At 70.9% G+C, this 14,009-nt stretch carries 12 protein-coding genes; 6 read left to right on the forward strand and 6 right to left on the reverse strand.

Annotated elements, in window-relative coordinates:
- Positions 1–14: 14 nt before the first annotated feature.
- Both ACTOQ3_RS23890 and ACTOQ3_RS23895 read right to left on the reverse strand, forming a co-directional pair.
- Positions 15–1,760, reverse strand: a complete 1,746-nt coding sequence (locus tag ACTOQ3_RS23890; RefSeq protein ID WP_440085562.1) for an ABC transporter ATP-binding protein — start codon at positions 1,758–1,760, stop codon at positions 15–17.
- Positions 1,757–3,448 (reverse strand): ABC transporter ATP-binding protein, encoded by a 1,692-nt coding sequence (locus ACTOQ3_RS23895; RefSeq protein WP_440085563.1) that lies wholly within the window; start codon positions 3,446–3,448, stop codon positions 1,757–1,759. The genes ACTOQ3_RS23890 and ACTOQ3_RS23895 overlap by 4 nt, the downstream gene beginning before the upstream one ends.
- Positions 3,449–3,561: 113 nt before the next feature.
- Between ACTOQ3_RS23895 and ACTOQ3_RS23900 the strand changes: the two genes are divergently transcribed.
- Together ACTOQ3_RS23900 and ACTOQ3_RS23905 are read left to right on the forward strand one after the other, a co-directional pair.
- Positions 3,562–3,795 (forward strand): RNA polymerase subunit sigma-70, encoded by a 234-nt coding sequence (locus tag ACTOQ3_RS23900; protein WP_362685234.1) that lies wholly within the window; start codon positions 3,562–3,564, stop codon positions 3,793–3,795.
- Between the two features lie 2 nt (positions 3,796–3,797).
- Entirely contained in the window at positions 3,798–4,358 is a 561-nt protein-coding gene (locus ACTOQ3_RS23905) for a Clp protease N-terminal domain-containing protein (RefSeq protein WP_440085564.1), read from the forward strand.
- A gap of 114 nt (positions 4,359–4,472) precedes the next feature.
- On the opposite strand, the gene ACTOQ3_RS23910 is transcribed toward ACTOQ3_RS23905, so the two are convergent.
- The 4 genes from ACTOQ3_RS23910 to ACTOQ3_RS23925 form a co-directional block, all read right to left on the reverse strand.
- The gene (locus ACTOQ3_RS23910) at positions 4,473–5,165 is read right to left on the reverse strand and encodes a formylglycine-generating enzyme family protein (protein WP_440085565.1); all 693 of its coding nucleotides are present in this window, start codon (positions 5,163–5,165) and stop codon (positions 4,473–4,475) included.
- Between the two features lie 115 nt (positions 5,166–5,280).
- Positions 5,281–6,018 (reverse strand): succinate dehydrogenase/fumarate reductase iron-sulfur subunit, encoded by a 738-nt coding sequence (locus tag ACTOQ3_RS23915; RefSeq protein WP_440085566.1) that lies wholly within the window; start codon positions 6,016–6,018, stop codon positions 5,281–5,283.
- The gene (locus ACTOQ3_RS23920; RefSeq protein ID WP_440068396.1) at positions 6,015–7,943 is read right to left on the reverse strand and encodes a fumarate reductase/succinate dehydrogenase flavoprotein subunit; all 1,929 of its coding nucleotides are present in this window, start codon (positions 7,941–7,943) and stop codon (positions 6,015–6,017) included. Before ACTOQ3_RS23920 ends, ACTOQ3_RS23915 begins: the two co-directional genes overlap by 4 nt.
- A gap of 106 nt (positions 7,944–8,049) precedes the next feature.
- Positions 8,050–8,814, reverse strand: coding sequence for a succinate dehydrogenase cytochrome b subunit (locus ACTOQ3_RS23925; protein WP_440085567.1), 765 nt, complete (start codon positions 8,812–8,814; stop codon positions 8,050–8,052).
- 355 nt (positions 8,815–9,169) lie between these two features.
- Here ACTOQ3_RS23925 and ACTOQ3_RS23930 point away from each other — a divergent pair, with 355 nt between their 5' ends.
- The 4 genes from ACTOQ3_RS23930 (at position 9,170) to ACTOQ3_RS23945 (ending at position 13,833) form a co-directional block, all read left to right on the forward strand.
- Positions 9,170–10,102 (forward strand): LysR family transcriptional regulator, encoded by a 933-nt coding sequence (locus ACTOQ3_RS23930; protein ID WP_440085568.1) that lies wholly within the window; start codon positions 9,170–9,172, stop codon positions 10,100–10,102.
- 362 nt (positions 10,103–10,464) lie between these two features.
- Positions 10,465–11,619 (forward strand): PP2C family protein-serine/threonine phosphatase, encoded by a 1,155-nt coding sequence (locus ACTOQ3_RS23935; protein ID WP_440085569.1) that lies wholly within the window; start codon positions 10,465–10,467, stop codon positions 11,617–11,619.
- Entirely contained in the window at positions 11,616–13,391 is a 1,776-nt protein-coding gene (locus tag ACTOQ3_RS23940; RefSeq protein ID WP_440085570.1) for a sensor histidine kinase, read from the forward strand. The genes ACTOQ3_RS23935 and ACTOQ3_RS23940 overlap by 4 nt, the downstream gene beginning before the upstream one ends.
- Positions 13,384–13,833: a response regulator gene (locus ACTOQ3_RS23945; RefSeq protein ID WP_362685208.1), complete on the forward strand. Its 450-nt coding sequence runs from the start codon at positions 13,384–13,386 to the stop codon at positions 13,831–13,833. The genes ACTOQ3_RS23940 and ACTOQ3_RS23945 overlap by 8 nt, the downstream gene beginning before the upstream one ends.
- The last annotated feature ends 176 nt before the right edge of the window (positions 13,834–14,009 follow it).

Here is a 14,009-nt window from a genome sequence, read left to right on the forward strand (position 1 = left end):
ACAGGAACCCGCTCTCACCTGGAGGAGCCGTGCCAGCTGCTCCACAGCGCCGCGTACGAGCCCCCCGCCGCGACCAGCTCGTCGTGGGAGCCGAGCTCGCTGATGCGGCCGTCCTCCACCACCGCGACGCGGTCGGCGTCGTGGGCCGTGTAGAGGCGGTGGGCGATGGCGATGACCGTACGGCCGTCGAGGACGGCGGCGAGCGAGCGTTCCAGGTGGCGGGCGGCGCGGGGGTCGATCAGCGAGGTGGCCTCGTCGAGGACGAGGGTGTGCGGGTCGGCCAGGACCAGCCGGGCCAGGGCCAGCTGCTGCGCCTGGGCGGCGGGGATGGACTCGCCGCCGGAGCCGACGGCCGTGTCGAGTCCTTCCGGCAGGGCCTCGACCCACTCCCAGGCGTTGACGGCCTCCAGCACCTCGCGGACCCGCGCGTCGTCGGCGTCCGGCCGGGCGATCAGCACGTTGTCGCGTACGGTGCCCCGGAAGACGTGGTGCTCCTGGGTCACCAGGGCGACATGGCCGCGCAGGTCGTCCAGGGGCAGCTCCACCAGCGGGACGCCGCCGACCGTGACCTCTCCGGTGCGGGGTCCGTGGACGCCCGCGAGCAGGCGTCCCAGCGTGGACTTGCCGGCCCCTGACGGGCCGACCATGGCGAGCCGCTCGCCGGGCCTGACCGTCAGGTCGATGCCGTGCAGCACGTCGTGGCCCTCGCGGTAGGCGTAGCGGACGCCGTCCGCCTTCAGCTCGCTGCCCTCGGGGGCGGCGGAGCCGGGCTCGCGGTCGTCGGGCACCTCGGCGACGCCCAGCAGGCGGGCCATGGAGGCGCCGCCGACCTGGAGCTCGTCGATCCACATGAGCAGCCGGTCGAGCGGGTCGATGAGCTGCTGGACGTACAGCGTGGCGGCGGTGACCTGCTCCAGCGAGACCCACCCCTGGATGTAGAAGAGGCCGCCGATGACCAGCGTCGCCACGATCGGGATCACGTAGCCGAGCTCGACCGAGGGGAACCAGACCGTGCGCAGCCCCATCGTGTATCTCTCGGCCGCCCACGACTCGGCGATGTCGGCGTCGGTGCGCTGGTGGCGCCGCCGCTGCAGGCCCAGGGCCTCCACGGCGCGGGCGCCGTTGACCGTCTCGGCCAGGCCGTCGGTCATGTCGGCGTACGCCGCGCTCTCGCGCAGGTAACCGTCCCTGGCCCGCTTGAGATACCAGCGGGTGGAGATCCACAGGATGGGGACGGCCAGCAGCGAGGGCAGCGCGAGCAACGGCCCGACCAGCACCAGCGCGCCGACGGTGATCACGCAGGTGACCAGCGCGATCAGCGTCTCGGGCACGGCGTGCCGCACCGTGCGCGACAGCGAGTCGACGTCACGCGAGGTCCGCGAGATCAGGTCGCCCGACCCGGCGCGCTCGACCGTGGACAGCGGCAGGCCGAGCACCCGCTCGACGAACTCCTCGCGCAGCTCGGCGAGGACCTTCTCGCCGAGCCTGGAGGAGGCGTAGACGGCGAACCTGACCAGCACCGCCTGGGCGACCACGAAGCCGCCGATGGCCAGTGCCACCTGGGTGACGTCGATCCCCGAGCCGTCGTGGACGCCCTGGACGAGACCGCCGAGCAGCCACGGCACCGCCAGGCCCGCGACGGCGGCCAGGGCATGCAGGACCAGCGCCACTGTCAGGTCGCGGGGGTACTTCAGGGTGAGCCTGCGGGCGTACGCCCGGACCTGCGCCTGGTCGGCGACGGGCAGGATCTGCCTGCTCATGACGTCTCTCCCCGGGTGACGACGGCGGTGTAACCCGGGTGGGCGGCGAGCAGCTCCCGGTGCGTGCCCTCGGCGCGCACGACGCCTCCCTCGACGTAGATGACGTGGTCGGTGCGGTCGAGCACCAGCGGGCTGGTCGTGCAGACCAGCGTGGTCTTGCCGGCGCGGGCCTTGACCAGCCGGTCGGCGATACGCGCCTCGCTGTGGGCGTCGACCGCGCTGGTGGGCTCGATGAGGATGAGCACCTCCGGGTCGAGGGTGAGCGCCCTGACGAGCCGGAGCCGCTGCTGCTGGCCGCCGGAGAACTCCCGGCCCGCCTCGGCGACGCGTCCGTCGAGACCGCCGGGCAGCGCCTCGACGATGTCCTCGGCGCACGCGGTCCGCAGGGCCTGGTCGAGCTCCTCGTCCGTGGCCCGGCCGGTGACGTCGAGCTCCTCCCTGAGCACTCCGGCGAACAGCTTGGCGTCGTTGTCGGCGACGAGGACCCGGCGGCGCACCTCGGAGATCGGCAGGGTCTCCAGCGCCACGTCGCCGAAGTCGACGTCGCCCTCGCTGTAGCGGCCGAGCCGGTCGGCGATGGTCGCCGCCTCCTCGGGAACGGCCGCCGCGACGGCGGTGAGCACGCCGGGACGCACGGCCACCCCGGAGGCCACGTCGCGCAGCAGGCCGCCCTCGGAGCGCCCGGTGCCGCCCTCCACCTCGGGCCGCAGCGCGAGGATGCGCACCACCCTGCGGGCGGCGACGTGCCCCTTGGTCAGCTTGTCGGCGGCCTCGGTGAGGGTGCGCACGGGTGCGATCAGGAAGGCGGCGTAACCGTAGAAGGCGACGAGCTGACCGGCGCTGATCTCGCCGCGCATCGCGAAGGTCGCGCCGAGCCAGGTCACGCCGGTGACCAGCAGTCCCGGCAGCAGGACCTGCGCGCCCTCCAGCAGGGACTCGACGGCGGCCACCCGCACGCCCGCGTGACGCACCCGCTGGGACTCGGCGCCGTAACGGTCGGCGAAGACCCGCTCGCCGCCGATGCCGCGCAGCACCCGCAGGCCGGTGACGATGTCGGCGGCGCGGGTGGACAGGTCGCCCTGCAGGTCGCGGTGGGCGTTCTGACGGCGGTGCAGCGGCTTGAGCAGGGGGGCGACGGCGACCGCCATGAGGGGCAGGCCCACCAGGACCATCAGGCCGAGCGGCGGCGAGCTGCTCATCAGGATGACGGTCACGACAGCGATGGCGACGGCCGCGCCGCTGCCCCGGATCAGGATGTCGACCGCGTTGCCGATGTGGGCGATGTCGGAGTTGCCGACGCTGACCACCTCGCCGGTGGACATGCGCTTGGGCAGGGTCGCGCCCAGCCGGGTCGACTGCCTGGCGGTGACCTGGACGGTCCGGTAGGCGGCGGCCAGCCAGTTGTAGACGGCCATCCGGTGACGCAGGACGCCCGTGACGGCCTGCGCGATCCCCAGGGCGAGCACCACCCCGCCCCAGGTGGCCAGGGACGACACGTCCCTGGCCGTGATGGCGTCGATCCCTTTGCCCATCGCGTACGGCACGAGCGCCATCGCGAGCCACCACAGGACGGCGTAGGCGATGCCGAGGAGCATCGGGCCCCCCTGCATGCGGATCACCCACCGCAGGTATCTGACCGGGCTGCGGGCATCGGGAACGCCGGGATCGGCGGCGGGTAAGGAGCGCATGGCCATGCAAGGGTTACAAACTCCGCCCTGACCAGGCAAATCATTTTCGACCCTCGGGCGTGTCGCCGTCAATCAGAGTTGACAAACGGCTCGCGTCAACTTAGATTGACGGCATGAGTGATACGGCGCAACTGGCATCCGACGCCGGTAGCCGCGATCCGGCCGTGGGCCTGCGAGCCGTGCGGGCCCTGCGGACGCTGGTCGACCGGCTGGAGGCCCTCCAGGTGGAGAACGCACGGGACCAGGGCTGGTCCTGGCAGGAGATCGCGCACTGCCTGGAAGTGACCCGGCAGGCGGTGCACAAGAAGTACGCGGGTGGCCGAGGTTTGCTGAGACGGGAGAGATAGCGATGTTCGAACGGTTCCACCGCGAGGCCCGCCAGGCGGTGACCCTCGCGCAGGAGAACGCCCGCAGGCTGCGGCACGACGTCATCGGCACCGAGCACATCCTGCTCGGACTGCTCGGCCAGCCGGAAAGTCTTTCCGCGCGGGTGCTGGGCCGTCACGGCCTCGACCACGACGGCGCCTACCGGTCGGTCGTCCGCCTCACCCCGCAGAAGCCGGGCGACGCGCTCGACGCCGAGGCGCTGGAGTCGATCGGCATCGACCTGTCGGCCATCAGGGAGAAGGTGGAGGCGGCCTTCGGGCCGGGCGCCCTGGACCGCAGGCCCGACACCGAGCGGCGGGGCCGCGTGCTCGGCGGCTTCCACATCCGCTTCAGCCCCCGGGCGAAGAAGACCCTGGAGCTGTCCCTGCGCGAGGCCATCAACCTCAAGCACAACTACATCGGCGACGGCCACATCCTCCTGGGCATCCTGCGCGAGGGACAGGGGCTGGGCAGCAAGGTGCTGGCCGACGCGGGCCTCGACGCCGCGAGCCTGCGACGGGAGATCGTCGCCGAGCTCGGCTAGCCGCACCGACTTGGGAGGCCGGGTACGCGGCCGGCGGGTGGGCGCGTACCCGCTCACCGTCCCCGCTCACCGTCCCCGCTCACCGCGTACCGTTCTCCCCGTACCGCTCAGCGCTCAGCGCGATCGGGCGAGCCGGAACCCGAGGTCGTCGACGCGGAAGGTCGGGTGGCTCTTGCGGCGGCACGACGCCCGGCATCCCCGGGGGAGGTCGTACGCGCCTCCGCCACGGAACACGCGGTACGGGCCGTAGACCTCGGGATCGTAGACGTCCCAGCACCACTCCCACACGTTGCCGATCATGTCGTGGAGGCCCCACGCGTTCGGCGCCCTGGTCGCGACGTCGCGCACCTCGCCGCCGGAGTTCCCCCGGTGCCAGGCGATGTCGTCCAGCTCCCCGTAGCGGACGCCGGAGGTCCCGGCCCTGCACGCGTACTCCCACTCGGCCTCGGAGGGGAGGCGATAGCCGTCGGCCCCCCGGTCGCAGGCCACGTCCTGCCCGTCACGGTCGTCGCCCACCGAGTAACAGGGGTCGAGACCCGCCGCCAGGGAGAGGAGATTGCAGAACCGGACCGCCTCCATCCAGGAGACCTCGGTCACCGGCGTCCGGGGGCCCGCCGGGCTCGCGGGCACCTCGCCCAGGACGGCGCGGTACAGCTCGCGGGTCACGGGATGCGGCGCCAGCCGGAAGGCCTCGATCTCGACCTTCCAGATCCTCTTCGTCCCCTCGTCCCGCAGGAAGGTCCTCCCCGCGGGGACCTCGACCATGCGCTCGGCGACCGCCTGGGGCGACGTCGGTTCTGGACTCATCGCGGGTTCTCTCCTCTGCGATCGGTTCGTGCCGGCGACAGGCCGGGGCGACCCCGATCCGGAACGGGAGAACGGGAGCCGCCCCCGACAGGGGCGACTCCCGTCTCCGGGGAACCTACTTGGCGGCGCGCAGGTAGTCGCGGTTCATCTGGGCGATGGTGTCCAGCGGGATGCCCTTGGGGCAGACCGCCGTGCACTCGCCGGTGTTGGTACAGCCGCCGAAGCCCTCCGCGTCCATCTGCTCGACCATGGCCTTGGCGCGGGAGTCGCGCTCGGGCTGGCCCTGCGGCAGCAGACCCAGGTGGGTGATCTTGGCGGCGGTGAAGAGGGAGGCCGAGCCGTTCGGGCAGGCGGCGACGCAGGCGCCGCAGCCGATGCAGGTGGCCGCGTCGAACGCCGCGTCGGCGTCGACCTTCTTCACCGGGACGCTGTGCGCGTCGGGGGCCGATCCCGCCGGGACGGAGACGAAGCCGCCCGCCTGGATGATGCGGTCGAACGCCGAGCGGTCCACGACCAGGTCCTTCACCACCGGGAAGGGCGCGGCGCGCCACGGCTCGATGGTGATGACCGCGTTGTCCTCGAAGTGCCGCATGTGCAGCTGGCAGGTGGTGGTGGCCACCTGCTCGCCGTGCGCGACACCGTTGATGACCATGCCGCACATGCCGCAGATGCCCTCGCGGCAGTCGTGGTCGAAGGCGACCGGGTCGTCGCCCTCCAGGATGAGCCGCTCGTTGAGGACGTCGAGCATCTCCAGGAAGGACATGTCCGGGGACACGTCCTCGACCCGGTAGGTGACCATGCGGCCCTTGTCCTCGGGACCGTTCTGCCGCCAGACCTTGAGTGTCAGGTTCACTTGTAACTCCGCTGGCTCATCTTGACGTACTCGTAGTCGAGATCTTCCTTGTGCAGGATCGGGCCCTGCTCCCCGTACTCCCAGGCGGCGACGTAGGCGAAGTGCTCGTCGTCGCGCAGGGCCTCGCCGTCGGCGTCCTGCGACTCGGCGCGGAAGTGGCCGCCGCACGACTCGGTGCGGTGCAGCGCGTCGATGCACATCAGCTCGGCCAGGTCGAAGAAGTCGGCCACCCGCCCGGCCCGCTCCAGCGCCTGGTTGAGCTCTCCGGCCTCGCCGGAGACCTTCACGTTCCTCCAGAACTCCTCGCGCAGCTCGGGGATCCGCTCCAGGGCCTTGCGCAGCGACTCCTCGGTACGCTCCATGCCGCAGTAGTCCCACATGATCTTGCCCAGCTCGCGGTGGTAGGAGTCGGCGGTGCGGTCCCCGTCGTTCGACAGCAGCCTGGCGATCTTCTCGCGCACCGCGACCTCGGCCTCGGCCACGGCCTCCTCGTCGACCTCGCCGTACGGGCCGTTCGCGAGGTAGTCGCCGATCGTGGTCGGCAGCACGAAGTAGCCGTCGGCCAGGCCCTGCATCAGCGCGGACGCGCCGAGGCGGTTGGCGCCGTGGTCGGAGAAGTTGGCCTCGCCGATCACGAACAGGCCCGGGATCGTGGACTGCAGGTCGTAGTCCACCCACAGGCCGCCCATCGTGTAGTGGACGGCCGGGTAGATGCGCATCGGCTGGGCGTAGGGGTCCTCGCCGGTGATGCGCTCGTACATCTCGAAGAGGTTGCCGTACTTCTTCTCCACCGCGTCGCGGCCCAGCCGGCGGATCGCGTCGGCGAAGTCGAGGTAGACGCCCAGCCCGCCGGGGCCGACCCCGCGGCCCTCGTCGCAGACGTTCTTGGCGGCGCGGGAGGCGATGTCGCGCGGGACCAGGTTGCCGAACGCCGGATAGATGCGCTCCAGGTAGTAGTCGCGCTCCTCCTCGGGGATCTCCGAGGCCGGGCGGGTGTCGCCCCGCTCCAGCGGCACCCACACGCGGCCGTCGTTGCGCAGCGACTCCGACATCAGGGTCAGCTTCGACTGGTACTCGCCGCTGACCGGGATGCAGGTCGGGTGGATCTGGGTGTAACAGGGGTTGGCGAACATCGCGCCGCGCCGGTGCGCCCGCCAGATCGCCGTGGTGTTGCAGCCCTTGGCGTTGGTCGACAGGAAGAACACGTTGCCGTACCCGCCGCTGGCCAGCACGACCGCGTCGGCCAGGTGCCGCTCGATCTCGCCGGTGACCATGTCGCGGACGATGACGCCGCGCGCCCGGCCGTCGGAGACGATCAGGTCGAGCATCTCGTGACGGGTGTGCATCTCGACGGTCCCGGCCGCGATCTGCCGCTCCAGCGCCTGGTAGGCGCCGAGCAGCAGCTGCTGGCCCGTCTGGCCCCTGGCGTAGAAGGTGCGGGAGACCTGCGCGCCGCCGAAGGAGCGGGTGTCGAGCAGGCCGCCGTACTCGCGGGCGAACGGCACGCCCTGGGCCACGGCCTGGTCGATGATGTTCACGCTGACCTGGGCGAGCCGGTAGACGTTGGACTCACGGGCGCGGAAGTCGCCGCCCTTGACCGTGTCGTAGAACAGCCGGTAGATCGAGTCGCCGTCGCCCCGGTAGTTCTTGGCCGCGTTGATGCCGCCCTGGGCCGCGATGGAGTGCGCGCGCCGGGGCGTGTCCTGGTAGCAGAAGGACTTGACGTTGTAGCCCAGCTCGCCGAGGGTCGCGGCGGCCGAGCCGCCCGCCAGCCCCGTGCCCACGACGATGACGTTGAGCTTGCGCTTGTTGGCCGGGTTGACCAGCTTGGCGCCGAACTTGCGCTTCTCCCAGCGGTCCTCGATCGGGCCGTCGGGGGCCTTGGTGTCGCGGATCGGCGCGCCCTCTGTGTATCCCGTGGTCATGCCCCGCTCACCGCTCCTCGCTCGCCATGCGGAAGATCCGCCTCTCGTCCGCCGTACGGGAGATCCGCTCCTCGTACGCCGTCGTGCCCGTCACGCCGGGCCCCGCTCACTTGATCACTCCGATGACGACCGCGACCGGGACCGCGAGGAAGCCGACGACCAGCAGCGCCGACAGGCCCGTGGCGGCGGCCCTCAGCGAGCGGTAGCTGCGGCGGCCCGCCAGGCCGAGCGTCTGGAAGGCGCTCCACAGGCCGTGGCGCAGGTGCAGGCCGACCATGACGACCGCGAGCACGTAGAACAGGGTGATCCACCAGCGGGACGGCGCGAAGCCCTCGACCAGGCGCTCGTACGGGGTGGAGCCGGCACCCGCCGGGTTGACCGCGCCGAACGTCAGGTCCAGCAGGTGGTAGACCACGAACAGCACGATGACGACGCCGCCGTAGCGCATGGTGTGGACCGCGTAGCCGCTCGCCCGGGACTTGCGCCTGGCCGCGTACTTGACCGGACGGGCCTTGCGCGCCCGCCGGGCCAGGGAGATCGCCGACCACATGTGCAGCCCGACCGTGACGACCAGTCCGATCTCGATGAGGGTCAGCAGGGTGCGGTACGGGAGGATCGGCTCGCCCACGGTCCGCAGGAAGGCCGCGTAGGAGTTGAAGGACTCGGCGCCGAAGAAGCTCTTGAGGTTTCCGACCATGTGGCCGACAAGGAAGAGCACCATCAAGGCGCCCGTGACGGCCATCACGGCCTTCTTGCCGTTGGAGGAGCGGAGGAAACCGCCCCGCCGCCTGGGCGGCGCCGGCTTCACTGGGGCGTCCGCCGGGGGTTTCACCGACGCGGTGGCGGATCCGCGCTCAATCGTGGCAGTCACGTTCGTCACGCTAGGTAGGAGGGTTTACCGGCGTCCAAGTCATCATGGATGTGGTTTCCATAGCCTGCGGCTATTAACTCTGCTTCCCTGAGGCTTCCGCGGCCGCGGCCCCAGGGTGGTGCGAGCAATCTCACACCTTCCTCGCCAAAGCCTCACATCGTCTCGCACACCACCCCCCGCCCCGGATCCGAGGCCGCGGGGCCGGTGCGCTAGGGTCCCGCGTCCGGGATTCCGGGCGCTCGAGGTCCCCGGCGGATCCTCGGCGCTCAGGACCTCACCCGCCCGGCGACTCGCGCCCCCGGCGACGCGCACACCGGGGGAGCCGTACGCGGAGGAGCCTCTACGCTAGGGAAACGTGCAGCTCCAGCAACTCGCCTACTTCGTGGCGGTCGCCGAGGCCCGGCACTTCACCCAGGCCGCCGAGGGAATGCGCGTCGCCCAGCCTTCGCTGAGCAAGCAGATCAAGGCCCTGGAGGCCGAGCTCGGCGCGCCGCTGTTCAGCCGCGCCCGGGGGAACGTCACGCTGACCCCGGCGGGTGAGGCGCTGCTGCCGCTGGCCCGCAGGATGCTGGCCGACGCCGAGACCGCCAGGAGCGAGGTCGGCGAGCTCGCGGGACTGCGCCGGGGACGGGTCCGGCTGGGCGCGACCCCCTCGCTCTGCGCCGGGCTGCTCGCCGACGCGCTGGCCAGGTTCCACCACGCCTACCCCGGCATCGAGCTGTTCGTGGAGGAGGGCGGCTCCCGCGACCTGGTCCGCACCCTCGCCCGCGGCCAGCTCGACCTGGCACTGATCATCATGCCGCTGCACAGCGACGACCCCGCCCTCGTCACCGAGGAGATCCTGCGGGAGAACCTCGTCGTCGCCTCCCCTTCGAACGATCACCCCCGCCGGCCGTACGTGCGCATCGAGGAGTTGCGGCGGCGGCCGATGGTGATGTTCAGGCGCGGGTACGACCTGCGGGAGGCGACGCTCAGCGCCTGCAGGCAGGCCGGGTTCGAGCCCAGGTTCGCGGTGGAGGGCGGCGAGATGGACGCCGTGCTGCGCTTCGTGGAGGCCGGGCTGGGGATCGCGCTGGTTCCCTCGATGGTGCTGGACGGCCGCCCGGGACTGGCCGGGACGCCGCTGGCGCCCCCCGGGCTGCGCCGCACCATAGCCATCGCGCACCGCAAGGACGTCGAGCCCACCCGCGCCGCGCAGGCCTTCCGCTCGGCCCTGCTCCTCTTCCTCACCGAGGCCGCCCGCGACGGCAGCCTCCCCCAGGGACTCGACCTGATCACCGAGAGCTGATCACCGAGAACCGGTCGCCGGTCGCCGGTCGCCGAGAGCTGATCACCGAGAGCCGGCCCCCGTCCAGCGGATCCGCTCCGGAAACCGTCACCGCGGCACGCGGCGCGGGCGCTCGCCGCGTGCGACGGCGGGGGTTTGCGGGCCGTGCGACCGGGCAGCGGCCATGGATGCCCGGCGGCCGGGTGGGCGCTCGACGGGTGCTCGACGGGTGCTCGACAGCCGCTGTGGCGCGTTCCTGACGTGCGGCAGGTCACGATATCGGCCGCGTGGATCACGGGAACTGATCAACACCCTCTAAGTCCCGGTGTCACACTATTCTACGTAGCGTCGACAGGTTCTCCCGATCTCACGAAGAGGCGTCAGTGACCGCCCCCGCCAATGAAACGCTCACACTCCTCCTCATCGAGGACGACGCGGGCGACGCCTTCCTCGTGGAGGAACTGCTCAGCGAGGCGGACAACCCACCCAAGATCATCTGGGTGCGCAGCATGGCCGAGAGCCGGGAGCGCCTCACCGAGGACGTGCGGTGCGTGCTCGTCGACCTCTCCCTGCCCGACGCGACCGGCCTCGAGGCGCTGGAGCAGGTGCTGTCGATGGCTCCGCACGCCGCCGTGCTCGTGCTGACCGGCCTGAACGACACCCACGTCGGCGTGGAGGCCGTCGCCGCCGGCGCCCAGGACTTCCTGGTCAAGCAGGACGTGGAGGCCCGCCTGCTGGCGCGGGCGATCCGCTACTCGATAGAGCGCAAGCGCGCCGACCTGGCCCAGCGCAAGCTCGTCGAGGCCGAGCTGCTCACCAAGGAGAACTCCCGCCTCGAGCGCGGGCTCCTGCCGGTCCCGCTGCTGGCCCCCGGGGTCCTGGACCACCAGGCCCGCTACCTGCCGGGACGCAGGCGCGCCCTTCTGGCCGGTGACTTCTGGGACACCGTGCAGAGCCCCGACGGCGCCATCCACGTGGTGGTCGGCGACGTGTGCGGGCACGGGCCCGACGAGGCCGCCCTGGGCGTCGCGCTCAGGATCGCCTGGCGGACCCTGGTCCTGGCCGGGCACACCGGCAACGAGCTGCTCGGCACCCTGGAGTCGGTGCTCCGCCTGGAACGCAAGTCCGCGGAGATCTTCACCACTCTGTGCATCGCCACGATCGACCCCACGCTCGACCGGGCGCGGATGCACGTGGTCGGCCACCCGCCGCCGCTGCTGATCCGCGACGGCGTGATCGGCGTGGTGCCCGGCACCCCCTCGGGGCCCCCGCTGGGAATCTTCCAGGACGTCCAGTGGACGGCGATCGACGTTCCGCTCGGCGACGACTGGTCGCTGCTGCTCTACACCGACGGCCTGATCGAGGCCACCGTGGGCGGCGGGCCCGACCTGCTCGGTACCGAGGGCCTGCTCAGGCTCGTCCAGGAGCAGGGCGGGATCGAGCTCGACCGGCTCATCGAACGCGTCATCGAGCTGAACCGCGACGCGCTCAGCGACGACCTGGCGACCGTGCTCATCTCTCGAAGCGGAAAACGATGACCGACCGTTCGGAGCGCCCGGATCACGGCCTCAGTCCTCGCCCCCTGCCCGCGTTCACCCCCGCGAAGAAGTTCGGGAACCTTCCGGTGGGACGCTGGTTCACGCTCGCCGGGGTGGGCATCGCGCTGGTCTTCATGGTCTCCGCCGTCGTCACGATCAAGTCGATCGAGGAGACGCGAGAGGCGAGGGAGACGCTGGTGGACGTCGTCGACCCGGCGGCGCTGCGCCTTCTGGAGATCTCCAACGCGATGACCTCGCAGGAGAGCTCGGTGCGGGCGTACGGCAGGACCAACGAGGAAGTCTCCCTGCGGGACTACCGGAACGCGATCGCCGCGGAGAAGACCTCGCTGGAAACGCTCGTCACGCTGCTCCCCCGGATGCCGGAGCGGCAGGCGGTCACCGCCGAGGTGGTCCGGTTGAAGGCGACGGGAGAGGCCTGGCGGCGCGACTACGCGGAGAAGGTCATCGCCGCCGTACCGACCCTGAAGACCGACGCCGCCCGGCAGAACGCCCCCATCAACGCCACCCGGTTCAACGAGATCCGCCAGTCCCTCGCCGGTCTCCAGAACCATCTGAACCGGCTGCACGAGGCCGGCGTCGTCCGGCTCGACCTCGGCTGGCAGGCCTTCTACATCGCGCTCATCGGGGTGGCCTCGGCGCTGGTCGTCGCCGGGATCGCCGCGGTGCTCATCGTGCGGTACGCGGTGCTCCGCCCGCTGGCCGAGCTGAACCAGCAGGTCCGCGCGGTCGCCCAGGGCGATTTCGACCACAAGCTCAGGGTGGAACGCCCGGCCGAGCTGTCCGAGCTGTCGGGCCATGTCGACGCGATGCGCCGCCGCATCCTCGCCGAGTGGCGCCGGTCCTCGGAGACGCGGCGCAAGCTGGAGGACCAGGCGGCGGAGCTGAAGCGCTCCAACGGCGAGCTCGAGCAGTTCGCCTACGTGGCCAGCCACGACCTGCAGGAGCCGCTGCGCAAGGTGGCCAGTTTCACCCAGATGCTCGAACAGCGCTACGGCGACCAGCTCGACGAGCGCGCCAAGCAGTACATCGCCTTCTCCGTCGACGGCGCCAAGCGCATGCAGATGCTGATCAACGACCTGCTCGACTTCTCCAGGGTCGGCAGGATGGGCGGCGAGCGCACCAGGATCGACGCCACCGTGCCGTTCAAGGCCGCGCTGAACAACCTCGGCGCCACCATCGAGGACGCCGGGGCGACGGTGACCCACGACGAGCTGCCCGAGGTGTACGGCAACCGGGCGCAACTGACCCAGCTCTTCCAGAACCTCATCGGCAACGCGATCAAGTTCCACTCGCAGGAACCGCCGGTGATCCACATCGGGGTGCGGCGCGACGGGGACATGTGGGAGTTCTCCTGCACCGACAACGGCATCGGTATCGACAGCAAATACACTGACCGCATCTTCCTCATCTTCCAGCGCCTGCACGGCCGGGACGTGTACGCGGGCACGGGCATCGGGCTGGCGCTCTGCAAGAAGATCGTCGAGTACCACGGTGGCCGCATCTGGGTGGACACCGAAGGCGCCGGAGGCGGCGAGACCGCCAAGAACGCCGAAAGCCCCGGGAACACCGAGAACGCCGAGAACGCCGAGAACGTCGGGCACACCGGACACACTGAGAACGTCGAGAACGCCGAGAACGCCGAGAACACCGCAATCGCCGAAAAGACCGAGAACAGCGAGAACGTCGGGAAGACCGCCCCGTCGGGCACGACCTTCCGCTGGACCCTTCCCACAGGAGACACCGATGAATGACCTGCGCTGGATCGACGTGCTCCTGGTCGAGGACGACCCGGGCGACGTCCTGCTGACGCGGGAGGCCTTCGAGCTCAACAAGGTCCGCAACAAGCTGCACGTGGTCAACGACGGCGAGCAGGCCATGGCCTTCCTGCGCAAGGAGGGCGACTACGCCGACGCGCCCCGGCCCGACCTGATCCTGCTCGACCTCAACCTGCCCCGCAAGGACGGCCGGGAGGTGCTCCAGGACATCAAGGCCGACGAGAAGCTCCGCGGGATCCCGGTGGTCGTGCTGACCACGTCGGAGTCCGAGGAGGACATCCTGCGCAGCTACAACCTGCACGCCAACGCCTACGTCTCCAAGCCGGTCGACTTCGACCAGTTCATCAGCGTGGTCCGGCGGATCGACGACTTCTTCGTGACCGTCGTCAAGCTGCCCAACTCCAGCCAGCACTACTGACGGCCCGCCGGGGCACGGGCGAGGGAGGAGGACAGGGGTCGCCCACTCGCCACAGCCGCCTCCACAACCTCCCGAGACCTCCCTGTGATCGTCCACCTCGTGAGACGTCGCAGGCGAGGGGCTCCTGCCAGGCGAATGTGACAGGAATCACACCGGGTCAGTGAAATTGTGAGAGA

This window comes from Streptosporangium sp. LJ11 (genome assembly GCF_051918945.1).
Classification (GTDB): Bacteria; Actinomycetota; Actinomycetes; order Streptosporangiales; family Streptosporangiaceae; genus Streptosporangium.